Genomic DNA, 22,373 nt, shown 5'->3' with positions numbered 1-22,373 from the left:
TCGTCTTGCAAGAATCGGACGCGTGGAACGCCGGTGGTGGGACAGCGACCAGCGCTTCACCGGCATCGACCTGCACCGTGCGGTGATCGTGACCGGTTCGCCACGGACGCCGCCCGGCTAGGGCGTCGCGACCGACGTGTGCGGGCCTTCCGTCGCGCCGGCGGCCCGTCTGCGCCATGCGTGGCGGCGGGCCCAGGGCATCGCGGCGACCAGGATCGGCAGCAGCACGATGGAGCTCATCGCCCACGGCGAGTGGCGCAGCGACCATTCGGCGGCGGTCCACTGGGTGAGCCAGGCATAGCCGATGGCCGCCCACAGCGACGCGCCGATGATCGCCGGCCACGCGAACCTCGTGGGTCGGGCGACCAGGAACGGCATGAACCACAGCAGGTACTGAGCGCCGAGCCGGGGGGTGACGACCATGAACGCCAGCAGGATCGCGGTGGTCAGGTCGACCGGGTCGGCCCTGCGCCACAGCAGGCAGACCAGCACCACGGTGACGTAGATCAGATACGTGCCGAACTTGGCGAGAGGCGGGTCGAGGGTCCAGAACCCCTCGTGGATGATCGCGCTGTAGCCCCATTCGCCGACGATCGGCCGGATGTCCTGGATGACGCGGATGACCTCGGGCAGTTGGCTCAGCGAGGTGCCCGCGAAGATCGGCAGGGTGACCAGGAAGAACAACGGCGGGATGCCGGTGCAGACCAGCGCGATGATGCGGGCGCGGACGCCGGGCAGGAGCAGCAGCATGCCGGGGATCAGCCAGATGGGCCAGCTCTTGGCGCACAGCGCCAGGCCCATCAGCAGGCCGGCGTAGACGGCCCTGCGGTTCGCGCCCGGATGCGGGGCCAGCACGATCCGCAGCGAGCCGCCGAGTCCCTTTTCGGCCAGCATGGCCCGGCCGCGGTGGTAGAAGTCGGTGAAGCTCGCGCTCAGGCCCTCGCGGTCGGGGTCGCCCGGCCCGCGGGCGACGACGAACGCGGCCACGCCGAACACCAGCGCGACCGGCTCCACCTGGCCGTGTACCGAGGCCACCAGGATGCCCAGCGGGTTACAGGCGTACTGGAACGCGCGCAGCGACGCCTTCTCCCCGCCCGCCAGCTTGCCGACCAGCGGGATCAGCACGATGTCGGCCACGACGGTGACCAGCCGCCCGGCGAACTCCCACGGGATGCCCAGCCACAGCAGCAGCCCGTAGACATAGGGGATGGTGGGCAGGAAGTGCCAGCCACCGTTGCTGCCGAGCACCGGGTCCTGGCGGTTGAGCACGGCCTCGCCCGCCGGTTTGAAGCTGTTGACGAAGTCGACCGGCTGCCAGGTGTCGATGGCCGACGTCGCCATGATCAGCACGCGGAAGCCGATGCCGATGGCGAGCACGACGAGCAGCGAGGGCCGCCACTTGCGCCACTGGGCGACGATCGCGAGCACGACCCCCGTGACGAGGACCGCCCCCGTGAGAATTGCGTAGTCCATGACCCTCCATAGCCTGCCGGACCTGACCCCCTGGCAGCCACTTGAGTCGCGAAACAGCGTGGATCGGCGCCGAATTCACAGCCGATGAGCAGGTTCGCGGGTATGGAAGGCCACCCATGTATACGCGAGGGCGACCAGGGCCGTGATCGCCAGCAGCAGGTATCCGATGGTATACGCCCCGGTGGCCGCGAACACCGCTCCCATCACGATCGGCGGAAAGTATCCGCCGAGCCCGCCTGCCGCGCCGACCAGGCCGGTGACGGTGCCGACCTTGGCCTGCTCGACGACCCCCGCGACGAGCGCGAAAACGCCGCCAGCGCCGAGCCCGAGGAAGAGCGCCATCAGCATGTGCGTCCAGCCCCGGCCGATCCACCCGGTCAGCCGCGGCGTGAGGGAGGTCGACAGCGCGGTGCCGCCCATGCCCGCGCCGAACACGCCGGTGGCGAAGCCGCGGCGCTCCGGGCGGTACCAGGCGTTGACGAAGGGGATGCCGACGGCGAACGACGTGCCGGCCACGCCGAGCGGGAACCCCCCACACCAGCAGGGCCGGGAAGGACGCGGACCAGCCGACGAACAGTACGGGGACGATCGAGACGAAGCAGATGGCGGCGAACATCAGCCGCCCGCCGTACCTGCCGGTGAGCACCCCGGCAGGGATGCGGCCGAGCGAGCCGACCAGCACGGGGACGGCGACGAGCGCGGAGAGCTGGGTCTGGGGCAGGCCGAGCCGCCGGCCGTACCCGGCCGACAGCGGGCCGATGAGGTTCCATGCCCAGAAGGTCAGCGCGAAGGCGCGGTGGCCAGCGCGAGGTTGCGCGCGGCGCCGCGCCGATCCGGCCGCTGCTGCATGGCGATCCCCCCGAAAGACCCTCCGAAAGGCCCCCGGAAAAGGGCACTGGAAAGGCCACTGATGTTGCGACATGCCGTTACCCGATACAGCAGATCGTAACGCTATGTGATGAACTGATCGCGCAACGGGGCTATGGGAGGCATGTGTGGCGGATGTCGAGGGAGACCCGAAGGCCGGCCCGATCGAGGAACTGCTGGTGCGTACCGGGCGGTTCTTCACCAGGGCCACGACGAGCCCCGACCTGCACACCGTCTTCAAGGCCGGCGGGCGGGAGGGCGATGCCTTCTACCGCGACCGGTGGAGCCACGACAAGGTGGTGCGTTCCACCCATGGGGTGAACTGCACGGGTTCGTGCTCGTGGAAGGTCTACGTCAAGGACGGCATCATCACCTGGGAGACCCAGGAGACCGACTATCCGAGCGTCGGGCCTGACCGGCCGGAGTACGAGCCGCGCGGCTGCCCGCGCGGCGCGGCCTTCTCCTGGTACACCTACTCGCCCACACGGGTCCGCTACCCCTACGCCAGGGGCGTGCTGGTGGAGATGTACCGCGAGGCCAAGGTCCGGCTGGGCGACCCGGTGGCGGCCTGGGCGGAGATCACCACAGACGCCGCCAAACGCGCCCGATACCAGCGGGCCAGGGGCAAGGCCGGGCTGATCCGCGTCACCTGGGAGGAGGCCGTCGAGATCGTCGCCGCCGCGCACGTCCACACGATCGCCGCCTACGGCCCCGACCGGATCGCCGGGTTCTCCCCCATCCCCGCGATGTCCATGGTCTCCCAGGCGGTGGGCGCCCGGTTCGTCTCCCTGCTCGGCGGGGCGATGCTGTCGTTCTACGACTGGTACGCCGACCTGCCGGTGGCCTCCCCGCAGGTGTTCGGCGACCAGACCGACGTGCCGGAGTCGGCCGACTGGGTCGACGCGGCCTACCTGATGCTGTGGGGCTCCAACGTCCCGGTCACCCGCACCCCCGACGCGCACTTCATGGCCGAGGCCCGCTACCGGGGCCAGAAGGTCGTGGTGATCAGCCCGGACTACTCCGACGCCGTCAAGTTCGCCGACGAGTGGCTGCCCGCGCGCCCGGGCACCGACGGGGCGCTGGGCATGGCGATGGGGCACGTGGTGCTGCGGGAGTTCTTCGTCGACCGGCCGACGCCGCGGTTCGTCGATCACGTCAAGCGGTTCACCGACCTGCCGTTCCTGGTCACGCTGCACCGGGAGAGCGACGGCTACGTGCCCGGCCGGTTCCTCACCGCGGCCGATCTGGGCGACGGCGGGGAGGGCGCGGCGTGCAAGACGGTGCTGCTGGGCCGGGGCGGGCGGCCGGTGGTGCCGGGCGGCTCGGCCGGTTTCCGCTGGACCGAGTCCGGCAAGGGCCGCTGGAACCTCGACCTGCCCACCGATCCCCTCCTTTCCCTGTACGGCGAGCACGCCCGCACCGCCGAGGTGCTGCTGCCCCGCTTCGACGGCGAGCCCACCGCGCTGCGCCGCGGGGTTCCGGTGACCCAGGTCGGCGCGCACACCGTCACCACGGTCTTCGACCTGCTCCTCGCGCAGTACGGCGTGTCCAGGCCGGGGCTTCCGGGGGTGTGGCCCGCGGGGTACGACGACCCCGGCCAGCCCTGCACCCCCGCGTGGCAGGAGGCGATCACCGGGGTGCCGGCGGCGCGGGCCGCGCGGATCGCCAGGGAGTTCGCCGAGACGGCCGAGCGGACCGGCGGCCGCTGCATGATCATCCTGGGCGCGGGGACGTGCCAGTGGTTCCACGGCGACACGATGTACCGGGCGTTCCTGGCGCTGACCATGCTCACCGGCTGCCAGGGCGTCAACGGCGGCGGCTGGGCGCACTACGTGGGGCAGGAGAAGTGCCGGCCGTTCGCCGGATGGTCGCTGCTGGCGGGCGCGCTGGACTGGGGCAGGCCGCCCCGGCAGATCCCGGCCACCCCCTACTTCTACCTGCACACCGACCAGTGGCGATATGACCTGTTCGACGCGGGGCGGCTCGCCTCGCCGCTGGCGCGCGGGCTGTTCGCCGGGCGGCACACCGCCGAGTTGGTCGGGCGGGCGGTGCGCCGGTCGTGGATGCCGATGGCGCCGATGTTCGACCGCAACCCGCTCGACCTGGGGGCGGCCGACGACCCGGTGGGGTACACCCTGGCGGAGCTGGGCGCCGGGCGGCTGCGCTACGCGTGCGACGACCCCGACGACCCGCGCAACTGGCCGAGGGTGCTCACCGTGTGGCGGGCCAACGTGCTCGGCTCCTCGGGCAAGGGCAACGAGTACTTCCTCGAGCACCTGCTGGGGGCGGGCTCCGGCCTGCCCGAGCCGGACGAGACCGCGCCGCGCGGCAAGCTGGACCTGCTGCTGTCACTGGACTTCCGGATGACCTCGACGACGCTCTACTCCGACGTCGTGCTGCCCGCCGCCACCTGGTACGAAAAACACGACCTGTCCTCCACCGACATGCATCCGTTCGTGCACGCGTTCAATCCGGCGATCAGCCCGCCCTGGCAGGCGCGCACCGACTTCGCCGCCTTCCACGCCATCGCGGCGGCGTTCAGTGAGCTGGCCGCCGACCGGCTCGGGGTGCGCAGGGACGTGGTGGCGGTGCCGTACCAGCACGACACGCCCAGCGAGCTGGGGGCCTTCAGCGATGGGGAGGAGGGCCGCGGGCGCGGCGGGTTCGCCATCGTGGAGCGCGACTACGGGGCGGTCGCGGCCAAGCTCGCCGCGCTCGGGCCGCTCACCGAGGGGGCCGGGATCCCGGTGAAGGGGGTGACGTTCCAGCCCGGCGAGGAGGTCGCCTGGCTGGGCCGCCGCAACGGGGTCGCGGCAGAGGGGGCGGCGCGCGGGCGTCCGCTGCTCGACACCGACGCCGCGGCCTGCGAGACGATCCTCGCGCTGTCCGGCACCACCAACGGGCGGCTGGCCGCGCAAGGCTTCGCCCAGCTCAGCGAGCGCACCGGAGTCGACCTGCACGGGCTGGCCTCCGGCGAGACGCGGGTGACCTTCGCCGACACACAGGCGCGTCCCGCGCCCGTCGGGGCCAGCCCGGAGTGGTCGGGCAAGGAGGCGCACGACCGGCGGTACGCGCCGTTCACCGTCAACGTCGAGAACGGCAAGCCGTGGCACACCCTCACCGGCCGGATGCACTTCTTCCTCGACCACGAGTGGATGCGGGAGTACGGCGAGGCGCTGCCGATCTACCGTCCGCCGCTCGACCTGGCCGCGCTCGGCGAGGCGGGCTCGGGCGAGGGGCTGCTGGTGCGCTACCTGACCCCGCACTCCAAGTGGTCGATCCACTCCGAATACCAGGACAACCTGCTGATGCTCACGCTGTCCCGGGGCGGGCCGACGATCTGGATGTCACCGGGGGACGCGGCGGCGATCGGGGTGACCGACAACGAGTGGGTGGAGGCGGTCAACCGCAACGGCGTGGTGGTGGCCAGGGCGGTGGTGTCGCTGAAGATGCCACGCGGCACGGTCTACATGTACCACGTGCAGGAACGCGTGGTGGACGTGCCGCTCAGCGAGACCAACGGCCGGCGCGGCGGCATCCACAACTCCCTGACCAGGCTGCTGGTCAAGCCCACCCACCTGATCGGCGGCCACGCCCAGCTCAGCTTCGGCTTCAACTACTTCGGCCCGACCGGCAACCAGCGCGACGAGATCACCCTGATCCGCCGCCGCTCACAGGAGGTGCGGTACCGATGAGGGTGATGCCGCAGGTCGCCATGGTGATGAACCTGGACAAGTGCATCGGCTGTCACACCTGTTCCGTCACCTGCAAACAGACCTGGACCAACCGGCCGGGGGTCGAGTACGTCTGGTTCAACAACGTTGAGACCCGCCCGGGGCAGGGCTACCCCCGGCGGTATGAGGACCAGCGGCGCTGGCGCGGGGGCTGGGAGCTGGACGCCAAGGGCCGGCTGCGGCCGAAGGCGGGCGGGCGGCTGCGCCGGATGCTGGGCATCTTCGCCAGCCCGCTGATGCCCTCCATCCAGGACTACTACGAGCCCTGGACCTACGACTACGAGACGCTGACCACCGCTCCGCTGTCGGAGCACAGTCCGGTGGCCGCCCCGCGCTCGCTGCTCACCGGCGAACCGACGCAGGTGCGGTGGGGCGCCAACTGGGACGACAGCCTGGGCGGCGACCCCTCGCCCGATCCGGTGCTCGCCGAGGTGTCGGACCAGGTCCGGCTCTCCTTCGAGCAGGCGTTCATGTTCTTCCTGCCGCGGATCTGCGAGCACTGCCTCAACCCGTCGTGCGTGGCCTCCTGCCCCTCCGGGGCGCTCTACAAGCGGTCGGAGGACGGGATCGTGCTGGTGGACCAGGACCGCTGCCGGGGGTGGCGGATGTGCGTGACCGGCTGCCCGTACAAGAAGATCTATTTCAACCACAAGACCGGCAAGGCGGAGAAGTGCACGTTCTGCTTCCCGCGGGTCGAGGTGGGGCTGCCGACCGTGTGCTCAGAGACGTGCGTGGGGCGGCTGCGCTACCTCGGGGTGCTGCTCTACGACGCCGACCGAGTGGCCGCGGCGGCTGCCGCGCCGCGCGAGCACGACCTGTACCGGGCGCAGCTCTCGCTGTTCCTGGACCCTTCGGATCCGGAGGTCGCCGCGGCGGCGCGGGAGGCGGGCATCCCGGAATCGTGGCTGGAGGCGGCGCGGCGGTCGCCGGTCCGCGACCTGATCGTGCGCTGGAGGCTGGCGCTGCCGCTGCATCCGGAGTATCGGACGATGCCGATGGTCTGGTACATCCCGCCGCTTTCGCCCGTGGTGGACGCCGTGGCGGGCAGCGGGCACGACGGCGAGCACGGCGGCAACCTGTTCGGCGCGATCGAGGCCCTTCGCATCCCGGTCTCCTACCTGGCGGGGCTGTTCACGGCGGGCGACCCGGAGCCGGTACGGCTGGCGCTGCGCAGGCTGGCCGCGCTGCGCTCGCACATGCGGGCGGTCAACCTGGGCGAGGAGCCCGATCCGTCGATCGCCGCGGAGTGCGGGCTGACGGCGGGTGACATCGAGGCGATGTACCGGCTGCTGGCCCTGGCCCGCTACGACGAGCGTTACGTGATCCCGACCACCTACGAGGCGCGCGGGCCGGTGGAGGAGGCCGGGTGCAGCCTGGACTACGACGGCGGTCCGGGCATGGGGTCCGGGGCGTTCGGGGAGGCGTCCGGGCGGCCGGTGCCGGTCTCCATCGAGAGCTTCCACGGCCTGCGCCGCCGCCAGACCAGCGAGACGATCGGGCCCGACCCGCTCAACTGGGACGGCAAGGGGGCAGGGTGAGAGGCGGGGTGAACGCCCGGCTGGTGTGGCAGGCGTCGTCGGTGCTGCTCGGCTACCCCGGCGAGGGGTTCGCCGAGCGGGTGCGGGCGCTGCCGCCGCTGTGCCGCCCACTGCGGCGCTTCGCCCGCCACGCCGCCGAACAACCGCCGCTGGCCCTGGCCGCGCACTACGTGGACACCTTCGACCTGCGCCGCCGCTGCTGCCTGTACCTGACCTACTACGCCGACGGCGACACCCGGCGGCGGGGGGCGTCGCTGGCCCGGCTGAAGGTCCGCTACCGCTCGCGCGGGTGGGAGCTGACCGGCGGCGAGCCGCCCGACTTCCTGCCGGTGGTGCTGGAGTTCGCGGCGCTGGATCCGGTGGGCGGCGAGCCGGTGCTGCGCGGGCACCGGGCGGGCCTGGAACTGCTGCGCACGGCGCTGCGGGACTGCGGCTCGCCGTACGCGTGGGTGGTGGACGCGGTGTGCGCGACCCTGCCGCGGATGACGAAACGCGAGCGGGAGCGGGCCGCGGAGCTGCGCGCGAGCGGCCCGCCCGCCGAGCGGGTGGGGGTGACGTCGTGAGCGGCTGGGCCGAGACGGCGCTGTGGATCGTGACGCCCTACCTGACGCTGCTGATCTTCGCGCTCGGGCTGGTGTGGCGGTTCCGCTATGACCGCTTCGGCTGGACCACGCGCTCGTCGCAGTTGTACGAGCACCAGTTGCTGCGCATCGCCAGCCCCGTGTTCCACTTCGGGCTGCTGTTCGTGATCGTGGGGCACGTGGTGGGGCTGCTGATCCCCGAGCACTGGACGCGCGCGATGGGGATCACCGAGTCGATGTACCACATGTCGGCTCTGGTGGTCGGCGCGATCGCGGGCACCTGCACGCTGGCGGGCATCGCGCTGCTGATCTACCGCAGGCGGACGACCGGGCCGGTGTTCATGGCCACCACCGCCAACGACAAGGCGATGTACGTCGTGCTCACCGCCGCCATCCTGGCCGGGCTGCTCACCACGCTGCTGACCAGCGCGTTCGGTGAGCACGACTATCGGCACACGGTCTCTCCGTGGTTTCGCGGGATCTTCGTGTTCCAGCCGGACGCGGCGGCGATCACGGCCGCGCCGTGGCCGTACCGGCTGCACACGGCGATCGGCATGCTGCTGTTGGCGATCTTCCCGTTCACCCGGCTGGTACACGCGTTCGCCGCGCCGCTGACCTATCCGTTCCGGCCCTACATCGTCTACCGCTCGCGTTCGGCGACGGGCGGGCCGCCGCTGACCCGGCGCGCGCCGCGCGGGTGGTAGCGCTCAGGCGGCGCCGGGCCTGGGGCGGGGCGGCCGGTGGTGGGCCGACCGCGCGGCGGCCCGCTGGGTGGCGGCCTTGACCAGGCCGAAGATCGCTCCCTGGACGGCGGCGGCGATCATCACCTCGCGCCACCGCCGGTCCAGGTCGGCGGCCACCGGGGCGTCGGACTCACCGGCGGTCAGCTTCCACACCTGCTTGAACAGCAGGCCCGAGACCAGGCCACTGGCCATCCCGGCGAGCGCGGAAAGCAGTTTGCCCATCATGGCGGTGGCCTTTCAGCCGACGGCGGGCGGCCGGCTCCACGGGCCGGTCGTCTGCTGTTCCGGTATCCGGCCGTGCCGGTGCCTGCGGCGGTGGCGTGCGGCGCGGTGCTCGTAGGCCGTCTCCTCGATCGCCGGGCCGGCGTCGTACGCGTGGCGGCGGCGGCGCAGGCGGCCGATCACGAGCAGCGCGAGCAGGGTCGCGGTGACCGCGGCCGGGAAGCCTCCCCCGCCGCCGCCGCCGGCCCGCTTGCGGGCCTTCCGCCCGAAGGGACCGGTTCTCCGGGTCCGCCCGAATGGGCTGGTACGGGCGGTCCACCGCCTGGTCCGGGCGATGCACCCCGCGCCTCTGGCGCGTCCCTTGGCCCCGGCGCCCCTGACCCGTGACATGCTCCCGGTTCCCATCGCCCCCGCCTCCTTCGCGCGTTTCCAGGCGTCGATCCCCCGCGCCCGGCCGGCCTCCCCAATCTCCTTCATCCGTCCGGTCATACCGGCGCCCTTGGCCTGCCCGGCGGCCACGGCCTCCTGCGCGCGGTCCAGCATCCCCTCGCCTCGGGCCCGGCCGACGGCGGCGGCCTCCTTGGCCCGGTCCGGCATTCCGGTGCCCCGGGCCCGCCCGATGGCCGTGGCCTCCTTGGCGCGGTTCAGCATTCCGGTGCCGCGGGGGCGGCCGATCCCCGTGGCCTCCCTGGCGCGGGAGGCGAGGGTGTGCTTTCGCCCCGCCGTATGGCTCGTGCCGGCGGCCAGGCGGTGGCGGAAGGCGGACAGGGCCCCGCCGCTCTGGCGGCCGCGCCATCCGGACGCGCCGGACCCGCGACGGCGGGCCCACACGATGGCGGCGGCCACCGCCGCGCCCACCGTGAACGCCAGGATGGGCGTGGCCCGCCGCATGGGCGTACGCGTGTCGTACGTGCCCGCGACCGGCTCGGTGAGCCCCGTGCCCGCGCCATCCGACACCGTGCCCTCCGTGGGACGGATGTCCTCTGCGATCTGATCGGCCCGCTGCCGGGCCTTGCCGCCCGTCTCCTCCGCGCGGTCCCTGGTGACGTGCAGCACCCGCTGGGCCTTGGCTGCGGCCCCGGCCTTCACACGTCCGGCCTTGTCCTTGGCCCTGGACTTGACGTCGGCCTTGGCGGCCAGTGCCGCCACGGTCTCTCCCAGGTTCTCCCGGGCGCGTGCGATCTCGGCGCGCAACTGTTCGGGCGTCTCCGCCCCGCGTGCGCGGTGCGACTTGTCTGAGGTCATCGGTGTGCCCTCGCTTTGATCTCCGCGACATCCTGCCTGGTGGTCCGCATCGCCTGGCTGGGCAGCGGCGGCGACGCCCGGTTCACCCGGTTCCGGCCGAGCAGTCCGAGCACGCCCGCGACTACGAACAGCACCACCGCCACGATCAGCGCCGCGAGCCACACCGGCATCACCAGCGCGAGCGCGGCGATCACTGCGGCCAGCAGTGCCGCCCCGCCGTACAGGGCGGCCACGCCGGCGCCGCTGAGCAGCCCGGCGCCGATCCCGGCGCTGCGGCCCTTGTCCTTGATCTCGGCGACCGCCAGCCGCAGTTCCGCGCGCATCAGGTCGGAGACCTGCTGGGCGGCCTGCTTGACCAGCTCGCCGGTCGGCTGCTGCTGCTGCACCGTCGTCATGGCCGATCAACTCCCTGCCGATCCTCACCGGTGGCCCGGACGCCTGGTAACTGCCCGTTCCCCCAGCGTGCGGGCTAAACCCCGGCGCGCCCGCCGGGGGCTTCCGGCGGGCGGGGGCGACGGCGGAAAGCCCGGCGAAAAGAAGCCCGCCAAAACGAAGAACGCCGGCCCCGCGCCGGGAAGGGAGACGGCGCGGGGACACGGCGGGACTTCGGCGGCGCGGCTCCACCTGGCTGTGCAGCCGTGGAACCGCGCCAGGCAGGACCTAAGGGAGGGAGTCGAGGTGCCTGCGGTGGTTCTTGGAGAACTCGAAGTTGTTGTACTTGTCCCAGTTGATCGACCAGGTCATCAGGCCGCGCAGCCCGGGGTACACCCCGCGCGGGCGATAGGGGCCGCAGTTGGTGCCGCGGGCCAGGCAGTCCACGGCCTTCTGCACCTCGGCGACGGTGGTGTAGCCGTTGCCGGCGTACTGCGCGGCGGGCAGGCCGAAGGCGACCTGGTCCTGACGCAGCGCCGGGAACATGCCGCCACCACCGGCCACCGGGAACCCGGCGAGCAGCATGTCGGTCATCGCCACGTGGAAGTCGTGGGTGCCCATGGTGTGGTACTGGTTGTCCAGACCCGTGATCGGCCCGGAGTTGTAGTCCTGGACGTGCAGCAGCGTGAGGGCGTCGCGCATGGCGTAGATGACCGGCAGGTACGACCCGGCCCGGTTGTCGGCGCCGGTCTGGCCCCCGCCGTAGAACTGGTAGCCGAGCTGCACGAAGAACGTCTCGGGGGCCATGGTGAGCACGAACTTCGCGCCGTAACGGGCCTTGAGGGTCTTCAGCGCCGAGATCAGGTTGACGATCACCGGGGTGGTGGGGTTCTTGAAGTCGGTGTCGCCCCGGTTGAAGTAGAGGGAGTGGCCCTCGAAGTCGATGTCGAGCCCGTCCAGGCCGTACTTGTCGATGATGGCCGCGACCGACTCCACGAACTTGTCGCGGGCGGCGGCGCTGGTGAGCTGGACCTGCCCGTTCTGGCCGCCGATGGAGATCAGCACCTTCTTGCCCGCGGCCTGCTTCTCGCGGATTCCCGCGATGAACTCCGCCTCGGGCTCGACGTTGGCGCACTCGGCGACGGGACACTGCCGGAAGCGGATGTCGCCGGAGGTCACCGAGGTCGGCTCGCCGAAGGCGAGGTTGATGATGTCCCATTCGGCGGGGACGTCGCGCATGCGCAGGTATCCCGAGCCGTTGGCGAACGACGCGTGCAGGTAGCCGACCAGCACCCGCTTGGGGAGCTGCCCGTCGTTGCCGCCGCCCTCCTTGGTGGTGCCGCTCACCGAGGAGCTGTAGGCCGAGCAGTTGCCCGCGGCGTCGCAGGCGCGCACCCGGAAGCCGTAGCCGGTCTTGGCGGCCAGGCCGGTCGCGGTGTAGGAGGTTCCCGCGCCCGCGTCGGCCGGGGCGCCGTTGTCCCGCGACACCTCGTAGCGGGCGACGGAGCCGGAGTTGTCGGTGGAGGCGGTCCAGCTCAGCGCCAGCGAACTCGCGGTCGCGCCGCCGACGGTCAGGCCGCCGGGAACGGTCGGGGGCTCGGTGTCCACCGGGCCGCCGTCGCCGGGCGGGCCGTCGAGCACGATGTCGTCGGCCTGGTAGGCGCCCTGGCCGTACCAGCTGTTGAGGTGGACGGTGACCGAGGTGGTCGAGGCGCCGGTGGTGAAGGTGCGGCTGAGCTGGGTGTAGGCCGAGGACGAGGAGGCCCAGGTGCTCACGTCCGTGGTGCCGGTGCCGGTCGCGCCGAGGAAGACGTAACCGCCGCGCACCCACGCCGACAGCGTGTAGGACGAGGACGGCTTTACGCTGATCTTCTGCTCGCAGCGGGCCAGATCGGCTCCGGCGGCGGTGGCCTGGAGCGCCGCCGCGCCGCCGTGGACCGGCGAGGAGACGGCCTGGGCGCCCGAGCCGGCCGAGCAGGTCCAGCCCGCCAGCCCTGACTCGAAGCCTGGGTTGGTGACGATGTTGGCGGCGGCCTGGGCCTGGGCGGGGACGGACGCCACGCCGGCGCCGGCGGCCAGTACGGCGAGCGCGGCCAGGAGACGGGGGAAGCGGAGTCTCGGACTCGACCTCATCGGGGAACCTCTTCGCGGGGGGAATGGGTACGGCCCGCGCCCGTTGGGGGGACCGGGCGCGAGCCGTACCGGCTTACGGAGGGCGGCGGAGGGCTACCGCCGCCGGTCGGGCAAGGTCAGACACGCCTCCACAGCGCGGGCACGTTCGACGGCTCGAAGCCCGGCCACGCCGTGTGCTCCACCACGCACACATGTTCGACACCGCCGTAGACGATCCTGCAGAACGGCGGCTTGTAGTGCTTTCCGGGCGTCCATTCCCCGTAGGACGCGTGGACCACCGCGCCCGTCTGGACGAACGCGCCCGCGGGGGCGGCGGTCGCGACGTACGCGCCGCCCGCGAGGGCGATGCCCGTGAGCAACGAGATCGCCGTGTGCCGGATCTTCATGGGGTGTCTCCTCTATCCCTAGGGCAGGGTTGCGAGGTGCGGCTTTACGGTCTTGGAGAAGTTCCAGTTGTGCGAGGCGTCCCAGTTGATGGACCAGGTCATCGCGCCGCGGATGCCCGGGTAGGTGCGCGGCGGCACGAAGCTGCCGCAGTTGGTGCCGCGGGCCAGGCAGGTCAGGGCCTGGTTGACCATCGACGGCTGGACGACCCCGCCGCCGGCCGCGCCGGCGCCCGCCGGCAGGCCGAGGGCGACCTGGTCGGGCCGCAGGCCGTTCTCGAGCTGGATGCAGGCCAGCGCGGTCATGAAGTTGACGGTGCCCTGGCTGTAGGCCGCGTTCTTGTCGCAGCCGAGCATCGAGCCGGAGTTGTAGTACTGCATGTTGACGACCGTGAGGATGTCCTTGATGGACAGCGCGAGCTGGAAGTAGCCCATGCCGGTCGACTGCATGTCGATGGTCTGCGGGGCCATCGTGATGATCAGGTCGCTGCCCGCCTTGGCGCGGAGCTGGCGCAGGGCCTGGGCCATGTAGGTGGCGTTGAGGCCGTTCTCCAGGTCGATGTCCACGCCGTCGAAGCCGTACTCCTGCATCAGGGCGTACGCGCTGTCGGCGAACGCGGCGGCCGCCTGGCCGCTGCCGACCTGGACCCGGCCCAGTTCGCCGCCGACGGACAAGATGACCTTCTTGCCCCTGGAGTGCAGGGCCGCGATGTCGGACTTGAACTCGGCCTCGGTGTAGCCGCCGACCGCGGTGGCGAGCGCGGGGTCGAGCTTGAAGTCGAGCCGTCCCGGCGTCGAGGTCGCCTCGGCGAAGGCCACCGCGATCAGGTCGTACTCGTTGGGCGTGGCCCCGAGTTTCATCTCCACGGCCGGGTTGACGAAGTTGTGCCAGTAGCCGGTGAGGAAGTGCTTGGGCAGCGGGCCGGTGTCGCATCCGCCGGTGACCACGGAGGCGGGGTCGCTGGCCGGGCCCTCCCCGCTGTCGTTGTAGGCCCTGACGGTGAAGGAGTGGGTGGTGCAGGCGGTGAGGCCGCTGACGGTGGCGGTGGTGGCGTTGACGGTGGCCTTGAGCGTGCCGCCCTGGTAGACGCGGTACCCGGTGACCGTCCCCGAGGCGGCGGGCCACTTCAGGGTCGCGCTGGTGGAGGTGACGTCGCTCGCGGTGACCGCGCCGACCTTGCCGGGCACGCCGCCGGTGCAGCCGGCGGTGGAGCCGGTGACCGGCTCGCTGGCCGGGGACTCGCCCGCGGAGTTGTACGCCTTGACGGTGTAGGTGTGCGTCTCGCAGGAGCCGAGCGAGCCGATGGTGGCGGTGGTGCCGCTGCCCGTCGCCCTGACCGCCGTGCCCTCATAGACGCGGTAGCCGGTCACGGTCCCTGAGGACGCCCTCCAGGAGAGGGAGATGGAGTCGCCGGTCACACCGCTCACCGTGGGCGCGCCGGGCTTGCCCGGTACGGGCACTTGGGCGTCGCCGCAGGGGTTGCCGTTGAGCGTGCAGTTGGACGGCTCGGCCGAGCCCGGTGTGCCGATGAAGCCGAAGTTGACCGTGGCGCCGGGGGCGAGGTTGCCGTTCCATCCGACGTTCTTGAACACGTACCGCTGCCCGTTTCTGGACATCAGCGCGTCCCAGGAGGAGCTGATCGCGGCGCCCGAGGGCATGTCCAAGGCGATCTCCCACCCGTTGAGGGGGGTGGTACCGCCATTGGTGATCGTGAACCGGCCCTCGAACCCGGAGCCCCAGCTCGCCGCCTTGGTGAACGTGGCCGTGGCGGCGGCCGCCGCGGCGGGACCCGGCGTGAGCAGCAGGGAGGTCGCGGCCATGAGCACCGCGATGGCGACCGAAATGAGAGTGCGCGTGTTTCGCATGGAGCCTCAGCGTGTGTGTGGAGCGTGCTTGGGGGATGAAGGCAGCATGGTGGGGGGTGCGTGAATGCGCGTGGTGCGCGGAAGCGGGTCGCGTCGAACGGCTCTGTTCTCGCCGACTTCACTGGTCACGGGCCATCTTTTAGGAAAGTTTCCTAAGAGTTAGAGGGATCGTAGCTCTGACTCCCCCGCCTTACAAGGCCCAAAACGGAGCGGAACGCGCGGTGAGACCGGAGGTTACGGACAGTTGGCGCGCTCCACAGAAGCCGTAAATGCCGCGAAGGGTTTACCCTAATCTGGTGTTCCTCGGCATCACCGACATCTGGACTTACGTCGTCGGCGCGTTCCTGATCATCCTGCTCCCCGGCCCCAACTCGGTGTTCGTGCTCACCACCGCCGCCCAGCGCGGCGTGCGGGCCGGCTACCGGGCGGCGTTCGGGGTCTTCCTCGGCGACACGGTGCTGATGGTGCTGGCCGCGGCAGGGGTCGCCTCGCTGCTGAGGTCCAATCCGGTGCTGTTCGCGATCGTGAAGTACGCCGGGGCGGGCTACCTCGCCTGGATCGGGTTCGCGATGGTGCGCGCGGCGTGGGGCGCCTGGCGCGGCCGGCAGGACGACACGGCCTCGGAGCGGCTCGGCCGCGAACCGGCCCACCGGCCGTTCGCCAAGGCGTTCGCGATCAGCCTGCTCAACCCGAAAGCGATCTTGTTCTTCGTGTCGTTCTTCATCCAGTTCGTGGACCCGTCCTACGGCACGCCCGCGCTGTCGTTCTTGGTCCTCGGCGCGATCTGCCAGTTCTTCAGCGCACTCTACCTGTCCACGTTGATCTTCAGCGGGACCGTCCTGTCGGCGCAGTTCCGGCGCAGGCGCAGGCTGACGGCCGGGCTCACGGCCGGGGTGGGCGCGGTGTTCGTCGCATTCGGCGCACGGCTCGCCACTTCGAGCCTCGGCTAGCCGCCGCGGGGCTCTTGAGCGTGGCCTTGAGCGCCACGCTGACCAGCGCCAGGAACAACTCCGCGTCGGTGCGGTTGGCGATGCGCACGGTGATCCAGCCGTCCCGCTCCCCGGCGCTCACCTGCTCGCATCCGGTGAGCACGGACTCCCAGCGGTCGATCACGGGGGCGGTCAGCCGTAACTCGGCGGTGCGGCCCTTGCTCATCCTGACGATCCGCCTGCCGTTCACCCGGAATTCGAGACCGCGCCAGGTGCGCTTCGGGGTGAGATCGGACCATACGGTGAGCCGCGCGGCCACCAAGGCCGCGTACTCGGACGGGGTGCCTTCGGCACGGGCGAGCACGGCCATGAACCGAATGTTCCCGGACTTGCGGCCATCCGGATAGCACCTGTTTCCGAACCGTTATACGGCCGGCGGCTCGGCACTTTCCACGGACCCATATGGGTTCGCCGGGACCGGGGGTGCGGCCGGTTCCGGTCAGGTACGGTTGGCCACCAGTGCGCTTTTCGCACAATAACGTTATCCTGCCGTAACCCCGGCGAGATCTTCCGGGATGACTGACCGCGGGCTCTCCGGGTAGTTTCCGGGCCCATGCCGCCGCCGCGCGGGCCGACCTACGGAGCGACCCTTGACCCAGTCCCACGTCACCCTGCCCCGTCTGACGTCCCTGGCGCGGCAGGCCGCGCCCCGGCTCCTGGAAGGCGTCGTCGCCCCGCTGGCCGTCTTCTACGCGGCGCTGGCGCTGCTGGGGTTCACCGGCGCGCTGGCCGCCGCGACTGCGTGGGTGTACGCGGGGGTGGTGTGGCGGCTGATCCGCCGCCGCCGGGTGCCCGCCACGATGATCGTGGCCGCCATCGCGATCACCGGCAGGGCGCTGCTCGCACTGTGGACCGGCAGCCCGGTCGTCTACTTCCTGCAACCGGAGGTCGGCACGATCTGCGTCAGCATGGTCTTCCTGGCCTCGGTCCGCCTGCGCAGGCCGCTGGTGCAGAAGCTCACGCTCGACTACATCCACCTGCCCTCCGCCGTGCTCAGGCACGAGCGGGTCAGGCGGTTCTTCGCCAGGATCACCCTGCTGTGGGCCTTCGTACTGCTGGCCAACTCCACCGTGAGCATCTGGCTGCTGGTCAGGGAGCAGTTGCCCGCGCAGTCGGTGGCCGACTACCTGCTGGTGCGCACGGCCATCGTCGCGGCGATCAGCGGCACCGCCGTCTGGGTCTCGGTACACGCCTTCCGCCGCCTGCTGCGCCGGTTGCACAACGAGACGCCCGCCAAGGCCGCGATCACCACATGACTGACCACTTCCGTCACATCATCCAAAAGTCATAGAGAAGCACGGGAAGCCGTGGACGAAGGGGCGATGCGCGGGCGGGCACGGGTACGTAGCGTCTTCATCGGGGATTCCCTGACCCGATGTCGGGGATGCCGCCCGGGCATCAGGGGGCGATCCCTGATGGCCCCGGGCACCCCACCGCGAGAGGGTTCTAGTGGCGCCCGACCCGCCCACGATCCGGAGACCTGCTGACCATGTCTGATGCCATCCTCAACTTCCTCCATCAGGTGATGACCTCACCATGGGTCTATGTCGCCCTGTTCGCCGTGGCGATGATCGACGGCTTCTTCCCCGCGGTGCCGAGTGAGACGGCGGTCATCACCGCGGGCGTCTTCGCCGTCTCCGGGGAGCCCAACGTCTTCGGGGTGGCGGTGGCGGCCATGCTGGGCGCGTTCGCCGGAGACCACGTGTCCTACCTGATCGGGCGTACCGGGGGCGTACGGCTACGGGCACGGCTACGGCCGGGGACCGCGCGGGCCAAGGCGTTCGACTGGGCGGAACGGGCCCTGGCCGAGCGGGGCGGGCTGGTGCTCGTGGTGGCCCGCTACATCCCCGGCGGGCGCACCGCGACCACGATCAGCATGGGCACCGTCGGCTACCCGCTGCGCTCGTTCTCCTTCTTCGACACGCTGGCCGCCGGCTCCTGGGCGATCTACTCCGTGCTGATCGGTTACCTGGGCGGCATGGCCTTCGAGAACGACCCCTTCAAGGGCCTGCTGCTCGGCCTGGGGATCGCGCTCACCATCACCGTCGTGGTCGAGGTCACCCGTTACGTCCGCAAGCGCAAGAACTCCGGCAAGGACCTGAAGGGCGAGCCCGAGACCGAGTTGACGAGGCCGCAGGGCTGATCACTCCCCCGGCCGTCCGAGATCACCCCTGGGCGGCCCTCAGGGTTTTCCCGGAGGTTTCAGGGTTGTCCCCTATGGCTTGACGCGTGCCGATCCGCGACGCTGAGAGTGAGCGTTTCATCACGGGCGGTGGCACGTGTGGGCCGGCGCGGTGACGGCAAGTCTGCCAAATGTTCGTAACCGGACGCCCATGTGAGGCGTCCCGGCCATCTCGCCATGTCTTCATGCAGGTGAAAGGAGTGCGCATGACCGTGGTCGCCGCCGGCGTTGCCTTGCTCGGCGCCCTGTTCTTCGCACTCGGCGCCGCGCTTCAGCAGGTGGAGGCCGTTCGCACGGCCGACCACGCGCTGCTGCGGCTCGTCCGCCGTCCCCGGTGGCTGCTCGGCGGCCTGTCGATCGTCACCGGAGGCGCGCTGCACATCGTCGCCCTCAGCCTCGGGCCGCTCACCGTGGTCCAGCCGATGGGCGTGGCGAGCCTGCTGTTCGCGCTGCCCATCTCGGCCGCGATGATGGGCCGCAGACCCGCGGGCGCCGAGATACTGGCCGCCGCGACGGTGAGCGCCGGGCTGGCCGGCCTGGTGCTCATCGTGCCGCCGACCTGGAACGCCCCGACGCTCAACGGCAGCGAGACCGCGACCTTGCTGACGGTCACCGGGATCGCCGCGCTCCTGCTGTGGGCGGGCTCCAGGGTCGCCGCGCCGTCCCTGCGCGCGGGCCTGCTCGCCGCCGGTTCGGGCGTCCTCTACGGCGCGACCGCCACGCTCACCCGGGTGCTGGTGAAGGGCACCTGGGAGATCTGGCTCATCCTGCTGATCCCGGTGCCCGCGCTCGTCGCGCTGATGCTGCTGCAACGCGCCTACGCGGCGGGCCACTTCGGAGTGTCGTTCGCCTCGCTCCAGGTGGCCGACCCGCTGACCGCCGTGGCGTTCGGCGCCCTGCTGCTCGGCGAACCCCTCCCGGTCGGGCCCGGCGGCGTGGCCGTCGCGGTCGGCGCGGCGGGGCTCGCCTGCGTGGGCACCGTCGCCCTCGCACGTACCACCCCCCTGTCCCACTGACCTTGGAGATCTGAGATGGCCCTGCCCCTGCCCGCCGACATGAACGCACGGACCGCCGCCCAGTCCGCCCCGGCGCGGCCGCTGCGCGTGCTGATCGCCACCGACACCTACCCGCCCGATGTGAACGGCACCTCCTACTTCACCGGCCGGCTGGCGACCGGCCTGGCCGAGCGGGGCAACGAGGTGCACATCGCGTGCCCGTCCACGGAAGGCCCGGCGGCCAGGCTGGTCGTGGACGGCACCTGCGAGCACCGGCTGCGCTCGGCCCCGCTTCCGGTCCACCCCACGATGCGCGTGTCGCTGCCGCGCCGCCTGGACCGGCTGGTCGCCGAACTCCGGCCCGACGTGGTACACGCCCAGGGCCACTTCGTGGTGGGCCGGGCGGCCATCGGGGCGGCCCGCCGCGCCGGGGTGCCCGTCGTCGCCACCAACCACTTCATGCCGGACAACCTCTTCCAGTTCGCGCACATCCCCACGAAGCTGCGCGGCCGGGTGGGCCGGATCGCCTGGCGCGACCTCAACCGGATCTTCTCCCGCGCCGACCACGTCACCACCCCGACCAGGATCGCCGCCGAGCTGCTGTCCCGGCAGGGCTTTCCCGGGGAGGTGGAGCCGGTCTCCTGTGGCATCGACCTGACCAGGTTCCATCCGTTCGCCGAGCCCAAGTCCTGGGCGCGGAAGTCGATCAGCCTGCCGGAGCGCCCGACGATCCTTTTCGTGGGCCGCCTGGACGAGGAGAAGCGGCTGGACGACCTGGTGCGGGCGCTGCCGTTCGTGCTCAACGAGACCGACGCGCAGATCGCGTTCGTCGGCCGGGGCAACCGGCGCGAGCACCTGGAACGGCTGGCCGCCCGGATCGGGGTCGGCGACCGGGTGCGCTTCCTGGGCTTCGTGCCGGACCAGGCGATGCCGCAGACGTTCGCGGCGGCCGACGTCTTCGCCATGCCGAGCATCGCCGAGCTGCAGAGCATCGCGACCCTGGAGGCGATGGCCACCGGGCTGCCGGTGGTGGCCGCCGACGCGATGGCCCTGCCGCACCTGGCGATCCCCGGCCAGAACGGCTTCCTGTTCCAGCCCGGCGACGTACACGAACTGGGCGCGCACCTGACCAGGCTGCTCACCGACGATGCGATGCGCGCGGAGATGGGCCGGGCCAGCCGGGCGATCGCGATGACCCACGACCACCAGACCTCATTGGCAAGATTCGAGCAGATCTACGCGAGTGTGACCCGTTGAGCGCTTTGCCCACCTCATCCGCTTCTCCCGCACCGCGAAAGGTGCGGGACACCCAGCCCACGTCGTCCGCCTCATCGGTCCGTCTGTGGTCGTGGCCGGCCGCCGCCGGGCCGGTGCTGGCCCTGGTCGCGATGGCCTACACCCACCTCACCCCGTCGGTGGGCGTCAGCCCGCTCACCGGCCTGATCAGTGACTACGCGCTCAACGACGCCACCAGGGGCACGGTGCTGGCCGGCACCCTCCTGCTGGCGATGAGCTGCCTGTGGGCCACCTACGGGCTCGCCCAGACGGCCCCCGCGCGCAGTGCGGCGACCAGGGTCCTGCTCACGTTCGCCGCCCTCGGCCTGTTGCTCAGCGCCATCTTCCCCACCGACCCCACTCCGGGCGTCAGCTCCATGGGCGGGGAGATCCACCGCTGGTCCTCGGCCGTGGTCTTCACCGGCGTGCCGTGCGCGGCCTGGATGCTGGCCAGGGGCGTCGCGCGGCTGCGCCACCTGCGGGTGGCGGCCATCTGGTGCACCGGCCTGCTCGCGGCGTTCCTGGCCGCGCACCCCGGTTCGTTCGTGTCGGACCTGATCAACGGGCCGGCCTATTACGGCCTGCTCCAGCGGGTGCTGCTGGTCATCGCGATGGCGACCCTCTTCCTGATCGCCACGGCCATCCCGCACCTTGGCGAGCGTCGGTAAGCATCCGGATAGGAGGGGGCAAATCGGAGCCCGCAGAAAGCTACGCTAACGTAGGTTACGTTAGCGTAGATCGCCATAGGGAGCGGGTATGCGTCAGTGGACCCAGACCGAGTTGCTGCATGAGCTGGAGCCGGTCGTGGCCGGGGAGCTGAACAGACATCTCAGCGTCGCCAAAGAGTGGTTCCCACACGAATACGTGCCGTGGAGCGAGGGGCGCACGTTCGACGGCGTCCTCGGCGGCGAGGCGTGGACCGAGGCCGACTCCAAACTGCCGGAGGCGGCCAGGATCTCGTTGATCGTCAATCTGCTCACCGAGGACAACCTGCCCAGCTACCACCACGAGATCGCCACCACCTTCGGCAGGGACGGCGCGTGGGGGACCTGGGTGCACCGGTGGACGGCCGAGGAAGACCGGCACGGCACCGCGCTGCGCGACTATCTGACCGTCACCAGGGCGGTCGATCCGGTGGCCCTGGAGCGCGAGCGGATGGCGCACATGAACCACGGGTTCACCACCGCGTACGGCACGATGCTCCAGCAGCTCGCGTACGTGTCGTTCCAGGAGCTGGCCACGCGGATCTCGCACCGCAACACCGGCAAGGCGACCGGAGACCCCGTGTGCGAGCGGCTGCTCGCCCGAATCGCCGCCGACGAGAACCTGCACATGCTCTTCTACCGCAACCTGCTGGCCGCCGCGTTCGAGCTGGACCCCGACCAGACCATGCGGGCCGTCACCGACGTCGTCACCACCTTCCAGATGCCGGGCTCCGACCTTTCCGGCTTCGCCCGCAGGGCCATGGTGATCGCCCACGAGGGCATCTACGACCTGCGCCTGCACCATGACGACGTGCTGATGCCGGTGCTGCGCCAGTGGGCGGTGTTCGACAAGAGCGGGCTCGGCGCGGAGGGCGAGAAGGCCCGCGAGGAGCTGGCCGAGTTCCTGGAGAAGCTCGACGCCACCGCCTCGCGCTTCGTGGAGCGCCGCGAGGCCAAGCGCGCCGCCGCGGCCGCCAGGGCCGCCGGCCGCCGCTGACCGGTCCCATCCGGACGCCCATCTGTCTCTTATACACGTCTCCGAGCCCACGAGACTAGCGCTCAGTCCGTACG

At 71.3% G+C, this 22,373-nt stretch carries 19 protein-coding genes and 1 pseudogene; 11 read left to right on the top strand and 9 right to left on the bottom strand.

The genetic code is table 11. The annotated features are described in order from the left end of the window. Positions 1–117 precede the first annotated feature (117 nt). On the bottom strand, positions 118–1,473 hold the full coding sequence (locus tag C1I98_RS09140; RefSeq protein WP_111166639.1) for a putative hexosyltransferase: 1,356 nt from the start codon (positions 1,471–1,473) through the stop codon (positions 118–120). A 75-nt stretch (positions 1,474–1,548) separates the two neighbouring features. Then, positions 1,549–2,322: pseudogene (locus tag C1I98_RS09135) on the bottom strand (MFS transporter). 146 nt (positions 2,323–2,468) lie between these two features. On the opposite strand from C1I98_RS09135, the gene C1I98_RS09130 reads away from it, so the two are divergent. The 4 genes from C1I98_RS09130 to narI are packed head-to-tail and all read left to right on the top strand — an operon-like array spanning position 2,469 to position 8,897. Continuing rightward, positions 2,469–6,035, top strand: coding sequence for a nitrate reductase subunit alpha (locus C1I98_RS09130; RefSeq protein WP_233507578.1), 3,567 nt, complete (start codon positions 2,469–2,471; stop codon positions 6,033–6,035). Next, on the top strand, positions 6,032–7,612 hold the full coding sequence (narH, locus tag C1I98_RS09125) for a nitrate reductase subunit beta (protein WP_111166638.1): 1,581 nt from the start codon (positions 6,032–6,034) through the stop codon (positions 7,610–7,612). The genes C1I98_RS09130 and narH overlap by 4 nt, the downstream gene beginning before the upstream one ends. Beyond that, positions 7,609–8,175, top strand: coding sequence for a nitrate reductase molybdenum cofactor assembly chaperone (narJ, locus tag C1I98_RS09120; protein WP_233507576.1), 567 nt, complete (start codon positions 7,609–7,611; stop codon positions 8,173–8,175). The genes narH and narJ overlap by 4 nt, the downstream gene beginning before the upstream one ends. Then, positions 8,172–8,897 carry a respiratory nitrate reductase subunit gamma gene (narI, locus tag C1I98_RS09115; RefSeq protein ID WP_199536818.1) on the top strand — a complete coding sequence of 242 codons (726 nt, stop codon included), beginning with the start codon at positions 8,172–8,174 and terminating at the stop codon, positions 8,895–8,897. The genes narJ and narI overlap by 4 nt, the downstream gene beginning before the upstream one ends. A gap of 3 nt (positions 8,898–8,900) precedes the next feature. Here narI and C1I98_RS09110 read toward each other — a convergent pair whose 3' ends face one another. From C1I98_RS09110 to C1I98_RS09085, 6 genes are all read right to left on the bottom strand, one after another. After that, a complete protein-coding gene (locus tag C1I98_RS09110) occupies positions 8,901–9,161 on the bottom strand; it encodes a DUF4235 domain-containing protein (RefSeq protein ID WP_111166636.1) in 261 nt (86 codons plus the stop codon). A 12-nt stretch (positions 9,162–9,173) separates the two neighbouring features. Then, positions 9,174–10,403, bottom strand: coding sequence for a DUF3618 domain-containing protein (locus C1I98_RS42705; RefSeq protein WP_199536817.1), 1,230 nt, complete (start codon positions 10,401–10,403; stop codon positions 9,174–9,176). Then, positions 10,400–10,798, bottom strand: a complete 399-nt coding sequence (locus C1I98_RS09100) for a phage holin family protein (protein ID WP_111166635.1) — start codon at positions 10,796–10,798, stop codon at positions 10,400–10,402. The genes C1I98_RS42705 and C1I98_RS09100 overlap by 4 nt, the downstream gene beginning before the upstream one ends. A gap of 265 nt (positions 10,799–11,063) precedes the next feature. Further along, entirely contained in the window at positions 11,064–12,908 is a 1,845-nt protein-coding gene (locus tag C1I98_RS09095) for a chitinase (protein ID WP_111166634.1), read from the bottom strand. A gap of 116 nt (positions 12,909–13,024) precedes the next feature. Continuing rightward, entirely contained in the window at positions 13,025–13,294 is a 270-nt protein-coding gene (locus tag C1I98_RS09090) for a carbohydrate-binding protein (protein WP_111166633.1), read from the bottom strand. Between the two features lie 18 nt (positions 13,295–13,312). Continuing rightward, positions 13,313–15,157, bottom strand: coding sequence for a cellulose binding domain-containing protein (locus tag C1I98_RS09085; protein WP_233507564.1), 1,845 nt, complete (start codon positions 15,155–15,157; stop codon positions 13,313–13,315). A gap of 296 nt (positions 15,158–15,453) precedes the next feature. Here C1I98_RS09085 and leuE point away from each other — a divergent pair, with 296 nt between their 5' ends. Further along, positions 15,454–16,107: a leucine efflux protein LeuE gene (leuE, locus tag C1I98_RS09080; RefSeq protein WP_233507551.1), complete on the top strand. Its 654-nt coding sequence runs from the start codon at positions 15,454–15,456 to the stop codon at positions 16,105–16,107. Here the strand turns inward: leuE and C1I98_RS09075 are convergent. Then, entirely contained in the window at positions 16,040–16,456 is a 417-nt protein-coding gene (locus C1I98_RS09075) for a luciferase domain-containing protein (RefSeq protein WP_111166631.1), read from the bottom strand. The genes leuE and C1I98_RS09075 overlap by 68 nt on opposite strands. A 280-nt stretch (positions 16,457–16,736) precedes the next feature. Between C1I98_RS09075 and C1I98_RS09070 the strand changes: the two genes are divergently transcribed. The 6 genes from C1I98_RS09070 (at position 16,737) to C1I98_RS09045 (ending at position 22,299) form a co-directional block, all read left to right on the top strand. Next, positions 16,737–17,402: a VC0807 family protein gene (locus C1I98_RS09070; protein WP_111166630.1), complete on the top strand. Its 666-nt coding sequence runs from the start codon at positions 16,737–16,739 to the stop codon at positions 17,400–17,402. A gap of 233 nt (positions 17,403–17,635) precedes the next feature. Further along, on the top strand, positions 17,636–18,289 hold the full coding sequence (locus tag C1I98_RS09065; RefSeq protein ID WP_111166629.1) for a DedA family protein: 654 nt from the start codon (positions 17,636–17,638) through the stop codon (positions 18,287–18,289). Positions 18,290–18,534: 245 nt separating this feature from the next. Then, a complete protein-coding gene (locus tag C1I98_RS09060) occupies positions 18,535–19,344 on the top strand; it encodes a DMT family transporter (RefSeq protein WP_111166628.1) in 810 nt (269 codons plus the stop codon). Between the two features lie 15 nt (positions 19,345–19,359). Beyond that, a complete protein-coding gene (locus tag C1I98_RS09055) occupies positions 19,360–20,580 on the top strand; it encodes a glycosyltransferase (protein ID WP_233507549.1) in 1,221 nt (406 codons plus the stop codon). A 41-nt stretch (positions 20,581–20,621) separates the two neighbouring features. After that, a complete protein-coding gene (locus tag C1I98_RS09050) occupies positions 20,622–21,266 on the top strand; it encodes a DUF998 domain-containing protein (RefSeq protein ID WP_111166627.1) in 645 nt (214 codons plus the stop codon). A gap of 88 nt (positions 21,267–21,354) precedes the next feature. After that, positions 21,355–22,299: an acyl-ACP desaturase gene (locus C1I98_RS09045; RefSeq protein WP_111166626.1), complete on the top strand. Its 945-nt coding sequence runs from the start codon at positions 21,355–21,357 to the stop codon at positions 22,297–22,299. The last annotated feature ends 74 nt before the right edge of the window (positions 22,300–22,373 follow it).

This window comes from Spongiactinospora gelatinilytica, from assembly GCF_003236385.1.
GTDB lineage: Bacteria > Actinomycetota > Actinomycetes > Streptosporangiales > Streptosporangiaceae > Spongiactinospora > Spongiactinospora gelatinilytica.
The sequence above is the reverse complement of the archived record's forward strand: the minus strand, read 5'-3'. Positions and strand labels throughout refer to the sequence as shown.

What these genes read in the sequence shown, in the direction of transcription:
- C1I98_RS09065 (WP_111166629.1), top strand. Translation starts at nt 17,636, where the DNA reads ATGTCTGATGCCATCCTCAACTTCCTCCATCAGGTGATGACCTCACCA.
- C1I98_RS09100 (WP_111166635.1), bottom strand. Translation starts at nt 10,798, where the DNA reads ATGACGACGGTGCAGCAGCAGCAGCCGACCGGCGAGCTGGTCAAGCAG.
- C1I98_RS09140 (WP_111166639.1), bottom strand. Translation starts at nt 1,473, where the DNA reads ATGGACTACGCAATTCTCACGGGGGCGGTCCTCGTCACGGGGGTCGTG.
- C1I98_RS09085 (WP_233507564.1), bottom strand. Translation starts at nt 15,157, where the DNA reads ATGCGAAACACGCGCACTCTCATTTCGGTCGCCATCGCGGTGCTCATG.
- C1I98_RS09110 (WP_111166636.1), bottom strand. Translation starts at nt 9,161, where the DNA reads ATGATGGGCAAACTGCTTTCCGCGCTCGCCGGGATGGCCAGTGGCCTG.
- C1I98_RS42705 (WP_199536817.1), bottom strand. Translation starts at nt 10,403, where the DNA reads ATGACCTCAGACAAGTCGCACCGCGCACGCGGGGCGGAGACGCCCGAA.
- narH (WP_111166638.1), top strand. Translation starts at nt 6,032, where the DNA reads ATGAGGGTGATGCCGCAGGTCGCCATGGTGATGAACCTGGACAAGTGC.
- C1I98_RS09075 (WP_111166631.1), bottom strand. Translation starts at nt 16,456, where the DNA reads ATGGCCGTGCTCGCCCGTGCCGAAGGCACCCCGTCCGAGTACGCGGCC.
- C1I98_RS09060 (WP_111166628.1), top strand. Translation starts at nt 18,535, where the DNA reads ATGACCGTGGTCGCCGCCGGCGTTGCCTTGCTCGGCGCCCTGTTCTTC.
- C1I98_RS09090 (WP_111166633.1), bottom strand. Translation starts at nt 13,294, where the DNA reads ATGAAGATCCGGCACACGGCGATCTCGTTGCTCACGGGCATCGCCCTC.
- C1I98_RS09055 (WP_233507549.1), top strand. Translation starts at nt 19,360, where the DNA reads ATGGCCCTGCCCCTGCCCGCCGACATGAACGCACGGACCGCCGCCCAG.
- C1I98_RS09045 (WP_111166626.1), top strand. Translation starts at nt 21,355, where the DNA reads ATGCGTCAGTGGACCCAGACCGAGTTGCTGCATGAGCTGGAGCCGGTC.
- C1I98_RS09095 (WP_111166634.1), bottom strand. Translation starts at nt 12,908, where the DNA reads ATGAGGTCGAGTCCGAGACTCCGCTTCCCCCGTCTCCTGGCCGCGCTC.